This is a genomic window from Nocardia fusca NBRC 14340, assembly GCF_001618425.1.
Classification (GTDB): Bacteria; Actinomycetota; Actinomycetes; order Mycobacteriales; family Mycobacteriaceae; genus Nocardia; species Nocardia fusca.
On record NZ_BDCU01000054.1, the window covers coordinates 93,379 to 110,029 of the forward strand.

Consider the following 16,651-nt stretch of genomic DNA (forward strand, 5'->3'; position numbering starts at 1 on the left):
AACGCGATTTATCGTTGGTAGCGGGGTTCGCCACACGACAGTTTCACCATCGGCGAGATCCTGGCCTACGAAGCGCTCGGCCTCACCCCGGAGGGGACCGCGGAAAGATTTGTCGCGGACGCCGTCAACACCTACGGCGGGCAGATTGTGACCAATCCCTCCGGCGGAATGCCGGCCAAAGGCCATCCGCTGGGTGCTACGGGAGTGGCGCAGTGCGCGGAGAACCGGTCTGGCTGCTGCGTGGGCAGGCCGGTGCCCGCCAGGTCGATTACGCGAACCCGGCCCTACAGCACAACGTCGGGCTCGGCGGCGCGGCGGTGGTGACGCTGTACGCGAACACCGGGTCGATCCATCGCTGAGCCGCAGGTCAACGGCTACGCACCCGGACCAGCGTGCGCGGCGCCACGGCAGCCATATGGCTGGACAACACCATCAGCATGAGCACTGCGAACCCGGCGGCAGCCGTCGCGTAGACCATCATGGGGAACCTCCTCGTACGGTTTCCCGGTCCACCTTTCCCGCCGAACCTGGCAACAACCTGTGCGCCGCTCGGTAATGCGGTGTGTGTTCAGTGGTGGCGGATACCCTCGCTGCCGACGAAGCTCGCCTCCTCCGGGCTGACCAGACCCAGCAGGGTGAGCGGGCGCGAGGCGAACGCGTTGGTCAGATAGGTCAGCGTGATCGCCCAGCGGTTGATCCCCCGGGGTAGGGCGTAGGTGTGATAGGCGCGGGTCACCGCCTTGGCGGGCAGGCCGGAGAGCCGGACACCCACCGGATTCGCGACGGCGAAGCCGGGTCCCAGATCCACCACCAACCCCATATCACGGTGTTTGTACACCGTCTGCGTGCCGATCCCCATACTGGCGGCCACATTGCGGGCGAGGACCTTGCCCTGGCGGGTGGCGTGCTGCGCGGTCGGCGGGGTGATCTTGCCCGGTTTCGTCAGGTCCGGGACGGCGGCCGCGTCACCGCCGGCGAAGACGTCCGGGTGGCCGGGTACGCGTAGATCGGCGTCGACGGTCAGCCGGCCGCGTTCCATCGGCAGGCCCAGGGTGCCCAGCACGGGCGCGCCGGTCACGCCCGTCACCCAGGCGACGGTGTGCGTCGCGATCCGGGTGCCGTCGGTGAGCACGACATGGTCCTCGGCGAGCTCCTTCAGCGACATCCCCAGCCGGATATCGATACCGCGGTTGCGCAGCACGGTCAGTACCTTGTCGCTGAGCTTCTCGCCGACCTCCGGCATCACCCGGTCCGCCATGTCCAGCAGCACGAAACGGACCTCGGCGGGGTCGAAACCGCGGCGCTTGGCGTAGGTGTCGGCCAGGGCCCGCAACTGCGCGACGAGCTCGGTACCGGCGTAGGAGGCACCGACCACGACCACGGTCCGGCGCGTCCGGCGCAGCTCCGGGTCTTCCTCGTGGTCGGCCAATTCCAGCTGCCGTAGCAACTGTTCCCGCAGATACAGCGCCTCGGCGACCGTTTTGAGGCCGCGGCCGTGCTCGGGGAGGCCGGGAATGTCGAAGAGCCGGGTCACCGACCCGGGGGTCAGCACGAGCCGATCCCAGGACAACTCCCGCGGAGCGTGGTACTCGCTGGTCACCGTGACCGTTTTGCCGGCAAGATCGATCGTTTCGGCCGTGGCGACGACCAGCCGGACCCGCGGCAGGGCGTCGGCCAGCGACACCGCCACGAACCGCGGGTCGATGAGCCCGCCGGCCACATCCGGCAGCAGCGGTGTGTACAGCATGTAGTCGTTGGGCGTGACCAGCACGACCTCGGTATCGCGTTCCTGCTTCGCCAGCAGGCGGCACAGGTTACGGGCACAGGTGAACCCGGCGAAACCGCTGCCCACGATCACCACCCGCTGCGGTCCGCCACTGCGGTCGACAGAACTCTCGACGTCGGGCACGGCCACCTCCTCCTTCGTCTCGGTTCCCCCGGCGGTTCCCGCGAGATCGCCGCCGAAACATCCGGCGGCGACCGGGCGGCAGCGCACGTCAGTCGGTTTCGGCGAATTCGAACGGCAGCGCGTCGATCGCTTCGCGGTACCGCCGCTCCAGCTCGTCCGCGTCGGGCGCCCCGATATAGAGGGTCGCGAGCTTGTACCGATAGGAGTCCTGGTTGGGCAGGTCCGAGAGACGCTCACCGGGCTGGACCTCGATATGCACCACCGTCCCTGGGAAACGGCGCTGCAATGCGGCGATATCGGCCTCGCCGGGCACCGCGCGCACGATCCCGTCCTCGTACCGGGGCACCATGCACTGCGCGGCGACCGCGAATTCACCCTTGCGATGTGGCATCCGGGGCCGGTCGCCCAGGGCGATATCGATGGCGACACCGTGGTTGGAGCTACCGTCGACCTTCGCGAACAGGTTGCTGTGCGACTGCGAGATACGCGTGTTGACTTCGATCAACCACAGTTTGCCGGTCTCGGCATCCCACATGAACTCCGAGTTGAAGCAACCGTTGTCGTATCCGGTGTGCCGCAGATAGCGCTCGGTGACATCGATCATTTGCTGCTGGACGTCCTCGGGGACGGTCCGCGCCGGATAGTCCAGGTGGGCGAAACTGTGCCCGGTGGCGTCCTTGCGCATATCGAACAGGCCGTGCACATGGTATTCACCGCGGAACATCGTGCCCTCCGGTGCGGCCTGGGTGCCGGTGACGACCTGCTCGGCGAGGCAGGTGCGTCCCCCCGCCACGCGGATCTCCTCCGGCACGTCGACGCGCTCGAGTGCGCGGTCGAAGGGGTCGGCGATCCGGCCGATCTCGGCGCGGATCTGGGCGATGGCGGTGGCGAACACCTCGGCGTCGGTCACTTCGAATCCCAGTTGCGAGGAATGGGATTTGATCGGCTTCACCCAGAAGGGAAACGGAATATCGATTTTGTCGAGCGCGTCGGGGTCGAACGGATCGAAGGCACAGAAATCCGGCACACATTCCGGCACCGATTCCCGCTGTAATACCCGGCTCCAGTATTTGTGCTCGTTCTTCAGCACGCTTTCCAAACCGGGCGAGGGCAATCCGAATTCATCCGCCAGGATGGGCACGAGCACACTGGTCGGGAAATCCCAGTGCGCGATGATCGCATCCACCCGGCCGTCGAAGGCACGCAGCTCCGCCCGAGCCCGGTCGAGCAGCTCGTCGAAGTCGAACTCGTCGGCCGTGATCAAGGTGTCGTAATCGAGCAGGCCGTGCACCGAAAATCCACCCGGAACTTCCGCGGTCGAGATTTCATCACGCTGGGAATCGGTCAGAGCAGGTACGAAAATATTTTTCCTCACACAGAGCGGCTAGCCATTTGTCCCGGGCTCAAACACTTCGGCCGGTGAACGAAAATCGCGCCCCCGGAACCGTCCGGGAAACGAAGCGTCCGGGGGCACGAAAGATCGTCACGACGGCGCACGATTCACGATTCGTACCAGATCGCCCAGCGCCCGGCGGGCCTCCGGGATATCGGCCAGCGGCCAGGCATGGAACATTCCGGCGAATTCGTGATATTCGAGTGCGACGCCTTCGGCGGCACAACGCGCGCGGAACCGGCGCGCGTCCGCGAGCAGGACATCCCTGGTCCCGATGAACAGGCTCAACTCTCCGGGCGTCGCGGCCGGGGCGTACAGCGGGCTGACCACCGGATCGGTTCTGTCGAGGTCACCCGCGTACAGCCGGCCGGCCTCGGTCAGGCCCGCGACACCGAGGTAGGGGTCGCTGGGATCGAGCTCCCGCGCCCACGGGTCGGTCATGGTCACATCGAGCCACGGGGAGATCAGCACGACCTCCTTCGGCGCCACCCCACCGGCCGCATCGAGCGCGCGGGCCAGCACCAGCGCCAGCGCTCCCCCGGCCGAATCCCCCATCAGCACCTTGTCGTGCGACGCGGCGCCGGCGAAAGCCGCGTCGTGCGCGGCGAGCACCATGGAGATGGTGTCGCGAGGGTGGTTCGCCGGGGCGAGCGGGTAGAGCGGAACCGTCACCGTACATCCGGTCTCGTCGATCAATCGCGACACGAATTTCCAGTGGTCGCGCTGGATCTGGTGGACGTAGGCACCTCCGTGCAGGTACATCACGTGCCGGGAGGTACCCGCGGCCCGTGGCCGGATCGTGTAGACCGGCCGCCCGTGTATCTCCCGGCAGGTGACCCGGTGCCGCCGCCCCAGCGCGGCCGGCGGCCGGTCCCGCGCGGGTTGCTGACTCTTGCGGATGCTCTCGCGCAGCGCCTCGGCACTGGAGAAGGGTTTACCGGCCCGGGTCAGCCGCAGGGCGGCGATCAGCATCCGGCCGCGCAGACTGGTCGCGGCGGACTCCCGGGGGACCGCCGACCGCACCTCAGACATGGTCACGGGGGATCCTCCTGTCCCAGTTCCGCGAGAATGTGCGCTGCTCGCCCTCGAAACCGTCGAGTTCGGCGTGCACCAGGAAGTGGGTGGGCGTACAGGTGACCCGGGTGCGGGTCTCGGTCCTGGTCCGCCACTCGCCGCGGCCGAAACTCATCGACCACGAGGTCTCCGCGGTGGCCGAGCAGAAGTCGTCGGCCTGCCAGCCGTAGCGTTCCCGGACCTTCCGGTCCACTTCCAGCTCGTGTTCGTCATAGCGGACCAGGCCGGCGTCCTTGACGATCTCCAGGGCGGACCGATAGTCGACCAGGTCGCGGGAGACCGTCCATTTCTGATCACCGGGACTGATATGGGTCACTGCCATCGGTTGTGTGCCCTCGGGCTCACCGAACGGCTGTAGCGATCCCTCCTCGGCGCCCGCCATCGGCCGGATCGGCAGCCGCAGAGCGCTCCCCGCCGTGTACACGGTGACCTGCGCCGGCTCCGGCGGCGGCCAGGCCAGCGGCCAGTACGACGTGGACAGCGACAGCCGGATCCGGTGGCCCGCCGGGAACGCCTGGGCCACGGCATTGAGCTGCACGGTGACGCGGTAGCGCTCGCCGGGGTCCAGGGGCCGGGGATCGTCGTGACCGTCCCGGTGGGTCAGATTGAGCAGGCCGTAGGTCACCCGGGTCGCACGGCCGTCCGGCGCCACATCCGACAACCTGGCCGCGACCATGGCGACCGGTTTGTCCGCCGACACCTCGACGGTCACTGTCGGCGCGCCCAGTATCTCGCACCGCTGCGCGAGGGCGTCGGTCTCGAAGACCAGCGAGCCGCCGTCCTCCTCGCGCTGGTCGTAGGGCAGATCGGGCGGGGCGTTGTAGGACGCCCACTTTCCGGCGAACTGCCCGACCGACAGCGGCGATTCGACCGGCAGCGCCACCTGCGCCACCTCCTCGCCGGGCTCGGCGATCCGGTACCGCCCCAGCGGGTATTCGGTGAACTCGATATTCGGCGAGGGCCATTCCGGCTCCCCCACCCACCGGCCGGGCCGGTCCTCGTAGGCGGTCGACGGCGGCACGCTCTCCTGCATCCAGGTTTGCAATACCGGCCCGTCCAGCACGCCGTTGTCGACATCCTTGAGCCAGTGATCCCACCAGCGCACGACTTCCTGGAGATACCCGATCGCGGGTCCGGGCTCGCCCAGATGCGGATACTTGTGCGACCACGGACCGATCAGTCCCTTCCGCGGGACGTCCAGGTTGGCGAGCAGCCGCCCGACCGCGTTCGAATAGCCGTCGGCCCACCCGCTCGAGGCCAGGACCGGCACCTGGACGGCGGCATAGTCCTCGCACACCGAGGCCCGGCGCCAATAGTCGTCGCGCCGCTGGTGCTCGAGCCAATTGGCCGCCCACAGACTGCAGTTCTCCAGCCGCTCGAACCACATATCGCGCCAGCGGTCGCCGACCAGTGCCGGATCGGGCGGCAAGGTGCTGTAGGCGAACATGGTGGCGGATTCGGCGATATTGTCCGAGAGCAGCGCGCCGCCCATGTAGTGCATATCGTCGGAATAGCGGTCGTCGGTGAACGAGGAGATGACGATGGCCTGCAGGTGCGGTGGTTTGCGGGCCGCGATCTGCAGCGAGTTGAACCCGCCCCAGGAGATGCCCATCATCCCGATCCGGCCGTCGCACCAGGGCTGCGCGGCCATCCACTCCATGACGTCCTCGGCATCGCGATGCTCTTGTTCGAGGTATTCGTCCGCGAGTACGCCCTCGGACTCCCCGGTACCGCGCAGATCGACTCGGACGCAGGCATATCCGTGGCCCGCCATGTAGGGATGGTGAATGGAATCCCGGACGGCGGACAGATCCCGTTTCCGGTAGGGAATGTATTCCAGGATGCCGGGGACCGGCCGGTCGTCGGCGGCGACCGGCCGCCACACCTTGGCCGCCAGTCTGGTTCCGTCCGGCATCGGAATCCACAGATGCTCATCCACGGTGATCTGCTGGGGCAGCGATGTCACTGTCCGCATCGATCCTCCTCGTCGTGCTCACGATCCGCCCGGCCGTGCCCGGGCACGGCGGCCACCGCACGCGGACAGCGTCCTGTGCGGTGGCCGGCGCGGATCTTCACTTCTCGTCGAACCCGCACACCGCCTACCCGCTCGCGCCCCGCCTACACGGGGCGCCGGCGCGGTGTGCGCTGGTCCCGGTGCCGTCCCGCGCGGGACGGCACCGGGTACGACTGTTCTCAGGCCGGGATGCTGTTGGTGTCCCGCTCCCAGATCCGGTGTCCCGCCAGCAGCGTGGCGAACGCTTCGGCGAAACCGTCGGACACCGTGTCACCGCTGCGCAGTACCCCGTCGGCGGGGGTGTCCGGCTGTGGGGGCTCCGTGATACCGCCCGCCCGCAGGACCTCCGTGCCCGCGCCCAGCGCGGCGACCGGCTTCGCGTGCTTGTACGCCTCGGTGACGAAGTGCACGGCCGGACCCGCCGCGGCGAGGGCACGCGCGCATTCCTCGCCCCCGCTCACCACGACCGCGTCGTAGAGGACCGAGGCCATGGTCGCCAGGGTCCGGTCCACCGTCAGGGCATCGCCGCCGGATCCGCGCAGTTCGCCGCCGTGCGGTGCGAGGACCTCGGTGACGGCACCGCGGTCGGCGAGGGCGCTGCGTAGCTGTTCCACGCTCGCGGTATCCACGCCGTCGGTGGCCAGGATGGCGATCTGGCGGGTGGCGATGGTCTGCGGGGGATCCTTCAGCTGGGACAGCGCGGGTGACAGCGCGACCTCGGACACCTCCTGCGCGGCCGGGGCCGGCAGGCCCAGCTCCCGCGCCACCCGCTCGGACAGCTCCGGGTCGACGCGCACCAGCTCGTCCAGCACCCGGGTCCGGATCTCCACCTCCCGGCATTTACCGAGTTCGAAGGCGAACGCTTCGACGATGTGGGTGGCCTCCGGTTCGGTCATACTGCGCCAGAACATCCGCGGCTGCCGGTAGTGCTCCTTGAAGCTCTCGCTGCGGGCCCGGATCGTCTCGCCCTCCACCCGGCGGGTGTAGTGGCGGTAGACGTCCTCGTCGGCCAGCGCGGGGCAGCCGCCACCGAGCGTGTTCTTGGTGTAGAACGCCCGGCCGTGCGGAATATCGTGGCGGCTGTATCCGTCCTGCTGATGGGTGCGGACGTCGGCCAGCGGACGATTCACCGGCAGATGCGCGAAATTCGGGCCGCCCAACCGGATCAGCTGGGTGTCCAGGTAGGAGAAGTTGCGCAGCTGCAGCAGCGGGTCGTTGGTGAAATCGATACCGGGCACGATATTGGCCGTATGGAAGGCGATCTGCTCGGTTTCGGCGAAGAAATTGTCCGGATTGCGGTCCAGCACCAGCTCGCCGACCGGGCGCACCGGCACCTGCTCCTCCGGGATGATCTTGGTGGCATCGAGCAGGTCGAAATCGAAGTCGAATTCCTGCTCCTCGGGAACGAGCTGCACGCCCAGCTCCCAGCGCGGGAAGTTACCGGCCTCGATATTGTCCCAGAGATCGCGCCGGTTGTAGTCGGGGTCGCGGCCCGCCACCTGCTGGCATTCGTCCCACAGCAGTGAGTGCACGCCCAGACTCGGCTTCCAGTGGAACTTCACGAAGGTTCCTCGCCCCTCGGCGTTCACCAGCCGGAAGGTGTGCACACCGAAACCCTGCATCATCCGGTAGCTCCGCGGCAGCGCACGGTCGGACATGAGCCACATGATGGCGTGCAGGGTTTCCGGCTGGGCGGCCACGAAATCCCAGAGCGTGTCGTGGGCCGACTGGGCCTGCGGAATCTCGTTGTGCGGTTCGGGCTTCACCGCGTGCACGAAATCGGGGAACTTGATGCCGTCCTGGATGAAGAACACCGGAAAGTTGTTGCCGACCAAATCGTAGTTCCCCTGCGGGGTGTAGAACTTGGTGGCGAAGCCGCGCACGTCACGGACCGTATCGGCGGAGCCCCGGGACCCGGCGACCGTGGAGAACCGGACGAACACCGGGGTGCGCAACTGCGGGTCGGTCAGGAATTTCGCGACCGTGTAGTCGGCCAGCGAATCGTCGTACGGTCGGAAGTATCCGTACGCGCCCGCGCCGCGGGCATGGACCACCCGCTCGGGAATGCGTTCGTGATCGAAATGGGTGATCTTCTCCCGGGCGTGGAAATCGTCGACGAGGGTCGGTCCGCGCTCGCCGACGGTCAGCGCGTCGTCGGTGTGGTCGACGCGCACCCCCTGCTGGGTGGTGAGGTACCCGCTCTCCCGATCCTGCCGCAGCGGGTCGAGCTGCCGCTGCTTCGGGTCGTCGCCCCCGCGCCCTTCACCGAGCACCCGCTCCTGCGCATCGGACGCGGCGGGGTCGGCGGACGGCTGTGAGTTTCGGTCCATAAGTGTCCTCCTCGCTGGCGGGATGACCTGGTGTCCCCGAGCCGGGCGCAACTCGCCCTGGTCGGGCGGCTTCCCCGCAGGGGCGGTGCTAAACAGTGCCCGGTGAGCGCCCGAATCCCACGGTTCTCCGGTCCAGGGGCCCTGCGCCGAGCCCGGGCCCGGGTCTCGTACCGGCCGGTGGGGGCAGGCCCCGCGCATCGGCCGGGAACCGGGCTCAGTCGCTCGCCAGGCGCGCCCCGAAGGTCACCAGCGCCGCCCCCGCCACGGCGTCCAGCAGCCGTCGCACCACCCGGCGGGCCAACCAGGGCCGGACCCGGTGGACGAACGCCGCGAGGCACAGCAACCACAGCGAACCGAGCACGGCCACGGTATAGGCCAGCAGCAAGGCGTGGGCGATACCGGAATCCGCGTGCAGGAACTGCGGGAGGACCGACAGATACAGGGCCAGGATCTTCGGATTGGTGATATTGCTGTGGAATCCGGCGCGTAACGCGCGATCACCGCCGCCGTCGGCCGCCCATCCGGGACCGTTACCGCAGCAGGCGGACCACAGCGCCCGCGCCCCGAGGAAGCACAGATAGGCCGCGCCGAGCCACCGCAACGCCGTGAACACCGGTTGCGATCCGGTGATCAGCGCTCCCACACCCAGTGCCGCCGCACTGCCCTGCACGAGACTGGCGGCGCAGATACCGGCAACCGCCCGGGCGCCGCCGCGAAGCCCACCCAGCACCGAGTGCTGCAGGGTGATCACCGTATCCGGCCCGGGCGCCAGCACGACGAGGACCACGACCGCGAGGTAGCCGACATATTCGTGCACTGTCACCTCGCCGGTCTACCCGGCAGGTGGGTGCCGAATCGGTGCAATCGCCGCCATTCGCGGTCCTCGGTGCCGAGGTGGTCACCGGGCCGCACCGAGCAGTTCGGCCCCACCGACCGGCGGGACAGCACCGCGTAACCCGGATGAGTCAGCCGCGCTCCGTCCGCAGCAGCATGTGCAGCGCGGCACCGGCTTCGAACAGGGCCGCGGACCGGGCGTCGAGCCCGGAGTCCCGTGCCGCCAGGGCTCGGCCGATCTCGTCCCAGCCGTGGGCGCCCCGCAACGAGGGAATCAGCTCCCGCAGCGTGGAGATGCCGTACCCGGCGAGGCGAAGCTGGTGAACCAGCCGCGCGATCCGGACATCACCGGGCAGGTACCGGCGGGTCGCGCCCTCGGCACGCTGCGGCACGACCAGTCCCTCGGCGTCCCAGTGCCGCAGCGTCGAGGGCCGGATCCCGAGCGCGCGCGACAGTTCGGAGATACTCATGGCGTCGGCCGGCCGGATATCGCCGAGTGGCTCGCCGGCGATGGCCCGGGCCGCCTCCCGCGCGAACGCGAGGTCCCGGCGCTCCCGGTCCAGTTCGGCGTGTGCGCGATCCAGCAGCGCGAACAGCCGGGACGGGCCCCGCTCCCGCGCCTCGCGCAGGATCCGCTTCGCTTCGACCGGGCCGACGCCGGCCGCCAGCGCGCGATAGGCGCGGACCGACCACAGATGGGCTTGCCCGTACACCCGGTACCCACTGGGCGTGCGTGGCACGGGCGGGAGCACACCGTCACGTTCGAGGTTGCGGATCTGCTGGACCGAATAGCCGGTAGCGCGGGCGATATCGGCAGTCCGCAGACCTGCGGAGTTGTGACTTCGCTTCGAACTCTCCGGCCGTTTCTCACCACAACTCTCCATAAGCACTTCAATGTAACGCTCGAAGGCATGAGCATCGACGAGATCATCGAATACCTCGGCGCCCGCGACGGCGTACTGATCCAGCATCCCCGTCCCGGCGACGGCACCCCCGAGATCGCGTGGGGCGACGCGTTCTTCTTCTACGCACCCGACGGCGCGGTCCCGGCCAACACCCAGCCCTTCGCCACTATCGTCACCAAGAACTACCCCGGCGACGAGCGGTCCCGGCTCGACCGGCCCGGCGTCTTCCGGGTGAACATCCACGTCGGTAGAGAGCTGTTCACCACCTGGACCGGCCGCGCTCCCCGCGACCCGGAACCCGCCGGCACGGACCCCGCCGTGACCGACACCGTGATCGCCCATCCGGTGTACGGCGAGCTCGGATGGCTGGCCGTGGTGGCGCCGGGCCCGAACACCGCCGAAACAGTGCGGGAACTTCTCGAGGTCGCCTACGACCGTGCCCGGGCACGGACCCACCGGCGGTCCGGGAACCGGTGACCCGGCCGACCGGCCGGGCCCGGCTCGGCTCCGGTCTCAGGCCACGACCGGGCGCTGTGCGACGCCCACGTATTCGCTCAGCGGCCGGATCAGCGCATTGGATTCGCCCTGTTCGATGCTGTGGGCGGTCCACCCGGTGATCCGGCTCATGACGAATATCGGCGTGAAGACCTCGATATCGAAGCCGAGGAGGTGGTAGGCGGGGCCGGTCGGGAAATCGAGGTTCGGCTCGATCCCGGTGGCCTCGTCCATAGCGCGCTCGAGGGCCTCGTACAGACGCACCCACCGCTGCCCGTCGGTGGCCGCGGCGATTTCCAGGAAGGCCTGTTTCATGGTGGGCACCCGGGAGTCACCGTTCTTGTAGACGCGGTGGCCGAAACCCATCACCTTCTCCTTCCTGGCCGGCCTGTCGCGCAACCACTGCCCGGCCAGTGCGGGTCACCGATCTCGATCATGTGCCGCATGACGGCCTCGTTGGCGCCGCCGTGCAACGGGCCCCTCGAGCGCGCCGATGGCGGCGGTGACGGCGCTGTAGATATCCGACAGCGTCGAGGTGACCACGCGGGCGGCGAATGTGGAGGCATTGAACTGTGCTCGGCGTAGAGGATCAAGCGAGACCTCGAACGCGTGCACCAGTTCCGGCGCGGGGATGGTTCCGTAACACATGTGCAGGAAATTCTCGGCGTAGCCGAGGTGGGAATGCGGCGCGACGGGATCGAGACCGCGGCGACGGCCGCGACGATCGTCGGCAGCACCGCGAACATCCGCAGCGCCTTGGCACGATCGGCCTGCGCGGAGTTGTCGTCCTCGGCACCGAGGTAACTGATGGCGGTCCGGACGACGTCCATGGGGTGGCAGGTCTCCGGCAATTTCGCCACCAGCGACAGCAGCGACCGGTCGGCGCGGCGCGAGGCCCGTTCCCGTCGAAGGTGGAGGTCAGGCGCATCAGTACCGGCACCGGCCCACACCGAAACCCCGGCGGCGCATTCACGTTCGCGCCGAACAGCTTCGCAGAGGCCGGCACCGCGCGCGCCCCATCGGTAGCACCAACGACCACCACCCGCGAACACCCGGCCCGGCCCGGTGCGTAGAACGCCGGTGTCACGCCCGATCCGCGAGGCGACAGCCACCGGACACGGCGTGCCCGGCACAACCGGCAGGTCTTCGGACTCGCGGGCACCGACCTCGCCCGGTCCGACCCGGGTCCGCATTCGGGCTGCTACTACCACGCCGTCGCTTCCCGGACCCCGGCCCAGTACGTGTGACGGCGGTCGCTCCCGCTCACCGCTGCGGGACAGTCCCGGATTCCCACCGGGTTCCCTCTCACCTACCGCACGATCTCACGACACCGGACGACAGGCGTCCACAGCCCGCGCACACCGAACCCGCGCGGGATGAACCAGCTGCACCGGCCAGAATATGCCCGGCTCGAGCTCGCACTCCAGTGGGAAGGGGCCGCAGCCGGCCAACGAGCGCACTGATCCATCAATTGGGTGCGGTGGGATGCGGGAAGGGACAGAGAAACGCCGCCGGGCAATGAACCCAGCGGCGCTCGGTCCGGAAGCCGACGGCTGATAAGCGCCTCTCGGCGAGTGGTCGCTCGTAGCGACAGAGGGAGCGGCCCGGGACTGTCCGGACGCCGACCGGGGTTTCAACAGTGACGGCCGGGAGGCCCTTCCACCGGGCACGTGACGCCCGCCACCAGGCATCCCATCACACGGGGAACCGAGCGCCCCGGCCGGATGCGGCAGCCATCGACCGCCGGATGCGGCAGCCGTCCGGGGCCGGACAGGATCGCGGATTCCGCCGAACAGGACGAGGCCCCGGATCTCCGTGCGGCACTACCCCGAGCCCCGAATAGTGGAGCCGCCTCCCGGAACTGCGACGCACCGAGAAGCAGGCCGAGCCGCCCACGCGCCGCGCGAGCTCGGAGACCGAGCATAGGCCGGGCGGAAATCCGACAACACCCCTCTCAACCTGCCGATTTCCGGTCTCGAACACCTCTGAGGTAATCTCATCGAGCGCCGGAACACACGGCGCAACGGGCTGTGGCGCAGTTTGGTAGCGCACTTGACTGGGGGTCAAGTGGTCGCAGGTTCAAATCCTGTCAGCCCGACACACAGAAAACCCCTCCTGAACAGCTCAGGAGGGGTTTTCTTTGTCATCCGACAACCCGGAGAGCGGGACCAGAACGGGACCGCAGGTGCTTGGAGAGCTTGTCCCCGGCGCCGGTGATCTCCTGTTGATCCGGGTGTAGATATCGCTCGGTCGTCCGACTGTCGGCATGCCCGGCGATCTTCTGGAGCACGTGCAGGCTCACCCCGGCATCGGCCATCCACGTCAGACCGGTGTGCCGGAGATCGTGCCGCCGCAGATGCTCATAACCGAGCGCCGTAACCACCTCATCCCAGTGCGTGGCGTCCCGCAGAACACCGGTAGCGATCCGCCCGCCCCGAGGCCCGCGAAACAACCGGGCATCAGGCTTGTCCCGACCGATCGCATCAAGACGGTCGGAGACCAGTTGCCGAACTTCGTCGATCAGCGGAACATACCGGGCACGGTTGCCCTTGGTGCCCTTGTCTTCCAAGCCGCCGGGGCCGGGTGTGGTCTGGCGACGCACGCGCCATGTCCAAGTATCGGTGTCGATGTCGCCGACACGGCAGCCGGAGACCTCGCCGATTCTGGACGCTGTGCACGCTGCGAAAATCACCACATCACCCCATCCGGGGTACTGATCCGCCGAACGCTGCACCAGGGCATCGGCGAGCGTCGTCAACGCGGTCCAGTTTGGCAACGCGAGGGCCCGCGGATCGTCCAGTTCGTCCTCGACCTGCTGGTACAGCTTCTGCCAGCCACGCACTCGGGCCGGATTGGTCTCCCGGAGTCCGTCCCTGACCGCCTGCTCCATCACCCGTACCAGCACGGCGAGGCTGTTCTTCACCGACGATTTCCCGACGCCCTTACCGATCCAGCCCACCACCGCACGATCCACGGCACCGTTGGTCAGCATGGCGACCGAGAGATGCCCGAGAGTCGGCACCACCCGTTTGCGCCAACCCGCCTTGTAGGGATCGGTGCTCTTCTTCTCGAGGCCCCGCAGCGCAAGGTCCATATTCGCTTCGCCGTATTCAGCCAGCGTCATCGTTGCCGTCTTCGGGTCTATGCCCTGGGCCGCGTACCGGACGAGACGAGCAATCCACGCCTCCGCCTCTTCCCGATTCGCGAACGGTTCCGACAGCGAAGGCCGCTTCTTGGTGGCGGGATCATTCCAACGAACCCGGGCCTTGAACGGTCGCCGTCCGTAGTCCGAGCGTTCCTCGATGTCTGTCGAAAGACGCACTCCGACAGGGATATTCACACGCTCAGACATCACGCGGCCAGCTTGGCCGGGTCGGTTCGCTTCGCTCGAAGCCACATCTCGATATCTTCCGCCGCATACTTCACGACGCGAGCCGACACCCGGACGAAGGCAGGCCCATAAGGAGGGCTGGCCGTCCGCCACCGCCGCAAACTCGACGAATCGACGCCCAGCAGCACAGCCAGTTCCGCCGTCGTGTACCACCGACCATCGACGAGTTGGGTTTCCATCTTGCCTCCTATGCCGCTACCGGGATTGCCGAAGTGTCTTGCTGCGCTGGTGGACCGGCCTCGAGGAGTGCGCGGTTGTACTCGGCACGCCAGATCTTGCGCCGCGCGATCTCCGACAGGATCAGGTGATCCCGAGGTGGGGCCGAACGGTCGCCGGGCCGGACGACGGACAGTTTCAGGTGGGAGGTGTCGGGTTTGACGATCCCCACCGAGGCGAGGAGTTGCCGAACGAACTCGGCGCGGTCGGCCTTGTGGTCCGGGAGGGTCTTGTTGGACCACTGGCGAGAGACCAGGACCCGGCGTCCGGGTAGTCCGAGGGTGTCGCGGCGGTGTGCTTTGCCTTTGCAGCGGCCCGGGGTGGTCTTCTCGTCCGCGCCTTCGGGAACGATGCCGTAGCGCAGCCAGACCGGGCACCGCTTCGAGCACGGTGTGTGCTGCAACTCCGCGTGCAACCGGTTGTAGTGGTGGCGGGTCCGGTCGGAATCGGTGTCCAGCACTTCGGCGATGGACTTGGTCAGGTACTTCGTGACGTAGCCGATCGCACGGTCGGCTTTTCGGCCGGCAACGTAGCCACGGATATCGGCGCGGTCCATCTGATCGCCGAACCGCACCACATGCGCCGGATCCAGATCCTCCACATCGTCCAGGAGGTCCTGCACGTCATCGAACGCCAGCAGCCCCGAGCCGGTGGCCGGGTCGATGAAGGTCAGGCGGGCCGGATCCCAGACCGGGAGAACATCGCCGGGGTAGACCTCACTGTCGCGGGTGTGCAGGGGCCACCACACCTGGTGGTAGGTGGCGGCGGTGACCTGGCGGATGATGTCGCGCGACACGGTGCCCCGGATCAGGATGTGCAGGTGCGGGGCGCCGCGCTTCTGTGGTTCGACGGTGGCGAAGTACTGGATGTTCCAGCCCACCGCCCGCCGTAGGTTCTGTATCCAGCGGTCGAACAACGCGGAGAAGTGGACGATGTCGCGGGCGGCGCGCTCGTAGTCGTAGGAGCCGGGGTCCCGGGGTGAGCCGTCGCCTACCGTTTCGCCCTTGTCGTTGATCGCGCCGTCGCGGTTGATGGCCCCGTAGGAGGGCATGGTGAGGGTGATGAACATCGAGGGCTGGTGTCCGGCGTAGGTGCGGCCGACCGTGGTCTTTTCGACCTTGAGCCGGGGCAGGTTCGGGGCGTCCTGGCGGCGACGGGTGGAGCGAGCGCGCCGGGGTTTCGGATCACGATCGAGGGCGGGCAGCCGTCCCCGGAACCCCGGAATTCTTCATTTCCGCGTCGAGGTCGGCGACGACTTCCCGGATGCCGGACATCATGTCCTGGTCGCCATCGGCTTTGGCCTGCTGGAAGGTCTCGAACAGATCGGCGCGGGCGGCCAGGAGCGCGGTTTGCTGTTCGGTCGGCGGGATCTTTTCGTTCTCCGGTTCGGAGGCGATGTGCCAGCCTTCGCGGGACTGGGTGATGCGCAGGAACCGGGCCTTGTCGGCGCAGGCCGGGCACACGGAGGCGATGGTGGCCTTGCACGGGGCGCCGAGGTACTCCTCGGTGAGGGTTTTGGAGTTGTAGGCCAGCATCGGGATCGGGCGGGCACAGATGTGTTCTTGCTGGGCGAGTTCGTGGGCGACATCCCGGAAGTCCGGCAGGCTGCGACGCTGTGCCGCTGTCTGCCGGACCGGGACGACCCCTTCATCGGTGGCCGTGGTGGTATTCATCAGGCGGTGACTCCTTGGGGTTTGGTCCACTGATCGACCCGGGGCGCCAGCACCGTGTCGGCCAGGGCGTCGCCGTGGCGGATGACGAACTCGACGGTGCCGGGGCCGACGAGGTGGGCGTATCCCTGCTCGGCACCGAATGCGTGGGCGAAGGCTTCGGCGCTGTTGGCGTAGCCGGTCGGGGTCTGGCCCTCCAACATCCGCACCTGCACCCGGTCGGTGTGCTCTCCCAGGCCGACGGCGAGCAGTTTGGGTACCGCGACTCCGGTTTCGGTGGTGACGGTCAGGTAGCACGCCTTCATCCGGCGCACCCAGTTCCGGCGATACCGCCACCAGGTCAGGAAGCGGGACCGGGCCCGGTCGGTGATCCACCGGTCGAAGGTGGCCCGGTGGGCTTTTCGCCACAGCAGCAGCACT

At 68.1% G+C, this 16,651-nt stretch carries 12 protein-coding genes, 1 tRNA gene, 3 pseudogenes and 1 riboswitch; of the genes and pseudogenes, 3 read left to right on the forward strand and 13 right to left on the reverse strand.

Annotation, left to right across the window (positions count from 1 at the left end):
• Nucleotides 1–33: 33 nt before the first annotated feature.
• Nucleotides 34–359: pseudogene (locus tag NF4_RS37170) on the forward strand (thiolase C-terminal domain-containing protein); the annotation flags it as partial.
• A 209-nt stretch (nucleotides 360–568) separates the two neighbouring features.
• Here NF4_RS37170 and NF4_RS31780 read toward each other — a convergent pair.
• From NF4_RS31780 to NF4_RS31810, 7 genes are all read right to left on the reverse strand, one after another.
• Entirely contained in the window at nucleotides 569–1,909 is a 1,341-nt protein-coding gene (locus tag NF4_RS31780; RefSeq protein ID WP_232330742.1) for an NAD(P)/FAD-dependent oxidoreductase, read from the reverse strand.
• A gap of 88 nt (nucleotides 1,910–1,997) precedes the next feature.
• Nucleotides 1,998–3,200, reverse strand: coding sequence for an ATP-binding protein (locus NF4_RS31785; protein ID WP_232330743.1), 1,203 nt, complete (start codon nucleotides 3,198–3,200; stop codon nucleotides 1,998–2,000).
• A 192-nt stretch (nucleotides 3,201–3,392) separates the two neighbouring features.
• Complete coding sequence (locus NF4_RS31790; protein WP_063131081.1) at nucleotides 3,393–4,334, reverse strand: alpha/beta hydrolase fold domain-containing protein; 942 nt, start codon at nucleotides 4,332–4,334, stop codon at nucleotides 3,393–3,395.
• Nucleotides 4,327–6,351 carry a CocE/NonD family hydrolase gene (locus NF4_RS31795; RefSeq protein ID WP_063131082.1) on the reverse strand — a complete coding sequence of 675 codons (2,025 nt, stop codon included), beginning with the start codon at nucleotides 6,349–6,351 and terminating at the stop codon, nucleotides 4,327–4,329. The genes NF4_RS31790 and NF4_RS31795 overlap by 8 nt, the downstream gene beginning before the upstream one ends.
• Nucleotides 6,352–6,569: 218 nt before the next feature.
• Entirely contained in the window at nucleotides 6,570–8,720 is a 2,151-nt protein-coding gene (locus NF4_RS31800; protein ID WP_084533715.1) for a catalase, read from the reverse strand.
• 214 nt (nucleotides 8,721–8,934) lie between these two features.
• A complete protein-coding gene (locus tag NF4_RS31805; RefSeq protein ID WP_063131083.1) occupies nucleotides 8,935–9,543 on the reverse strand; it encodes a LysE family translocator in 609 nt (202 codons plus the stop codon).
• Between the two features lie 142 nt (nucleotides 9,544–9,685).
• On the reverse strand, nucleotides 9,686–10,438 hold the full coding sequence (locus tag NF4_RS31810) for a MerR family transcriptional regulator (protein WP_063131084.1): 753 nt from the start codon (nucleotides 10,436–10,438) through the stop codon (nucleotides 9,686–9,688).
• Nucleotides 10,439–10,465: 27 nt separating this feature from the next.
• On the opposite strand from NF4_RS31810, the gene NF4_RS31815 reads away from it, so the two are divergent.
• Complete coding sequence (locus NF4_RS31815) at nucleotides 10,466–10,936, forward strand: DUF6194 family protein (protein WP_063131085.1); 471 nt, start codon at nucleotides 10,466–10,468, stop codon at nucleotides 10,934–10,936.
• Between the two features lie 36 nt (nucleotides 10,937–10,972).
• On the opposite strand, the pseudogene NF4_RS31820 reads toward NF4_RS31815, so the two are convergent.
• Nucleotides 10,973–12,087 (reverse strand): annotated as a pseudogene (locus NF4_RS31820) (citrate/2-methylcitrate synthase).
• A riboswitch (cobalamin riboswitch) is annotated at nucleotides 12,075–12,304 on the reverse strand. Its footprint overlaps the pseudogene before it by 13 nt.
• Nucleotides 12,305–12,978: 674 nt before the next feature.
• Between NF4_RS31820 and NF4_RS31825 the strand changes: the two are divergent.
• Nucleotides 12,979–13,052: transfer RNA gene (locus tag NF4_RS31825), tRNA-Pro, on the forward strand.
• Nucleotides 13,053–13,097: 45 nt separating this feature from the next.
• Here the strand turns inward: NF4_RS31825 and NF4_RS31830 are convergent.
• The 5 genes and pseudogenes from NF4_RS31830 to NF4_RS38915 all read right to left on the reverse strand — a co-directional run.
• Nucleotides 13,098–14,351 carry a site-specific integrase gene (locus NF4_RS31830; RefSeq protein ID WP_232330744.1) on the reverse strand — a complete coding sequence of 418 codons (1,254 nt, stop codon included), beginning with the start codon at nucleotides 14,349–14,351 and terminating at the stop codon, nucleotides 13,098–13,100.
• Nucleotides 14,306–14,524: a helix-turn-helix transcriptional regulator gene (locus NF4_RS31835; RefSeq protein WP_063131087.1), complete on the reverse strand. Its 219-nt coding sequence runs from the start codon at nucleotides 14,522–14,524 to the stop codon at nucleotides 14,306–14,308. Before NF4_RS31835 ends, NF4_RS31830 begins: the two co-directional genes overlap by 46 nt.
• Before the next feature lie 8 nt (nucleotides 14,525–14,532).
• Nucleotides 14,533–15,786: a replication initiator gene (locus tag NF4_RS31840; protein WP_369690963.1), complete on the reverse strand. Its 1,254-nt coding sequence runs from the start codon at nucleotides 15,784–15,786 to the stop codon at nucleotides 14,533–14,535.
• Nucleotides 15,746–16,234 (reverse strand): replication initiator, encoded by a 489-nt coding sequence (locus NF4_RS40195; RefSeq protein ID WP_369690962.1) that lies wholly within the window; start codon nucleotides 16,232–16,234, stop codon nucleotides 15,746–15,748. Before NF4_RS40195 ends, NF4_RS31840 begins: the two co-directional genes overlap by 41 nt.
• A pseudogene (locus NF4_RS38915) lies at nucleotides 16,234–16,651 on the reverse strand (hypothetical protein); the annotation flags it as partial. The gene NF4_RS40195 and the pseudogene NF4_RS38915, both read right to left, overlap by 1 nt.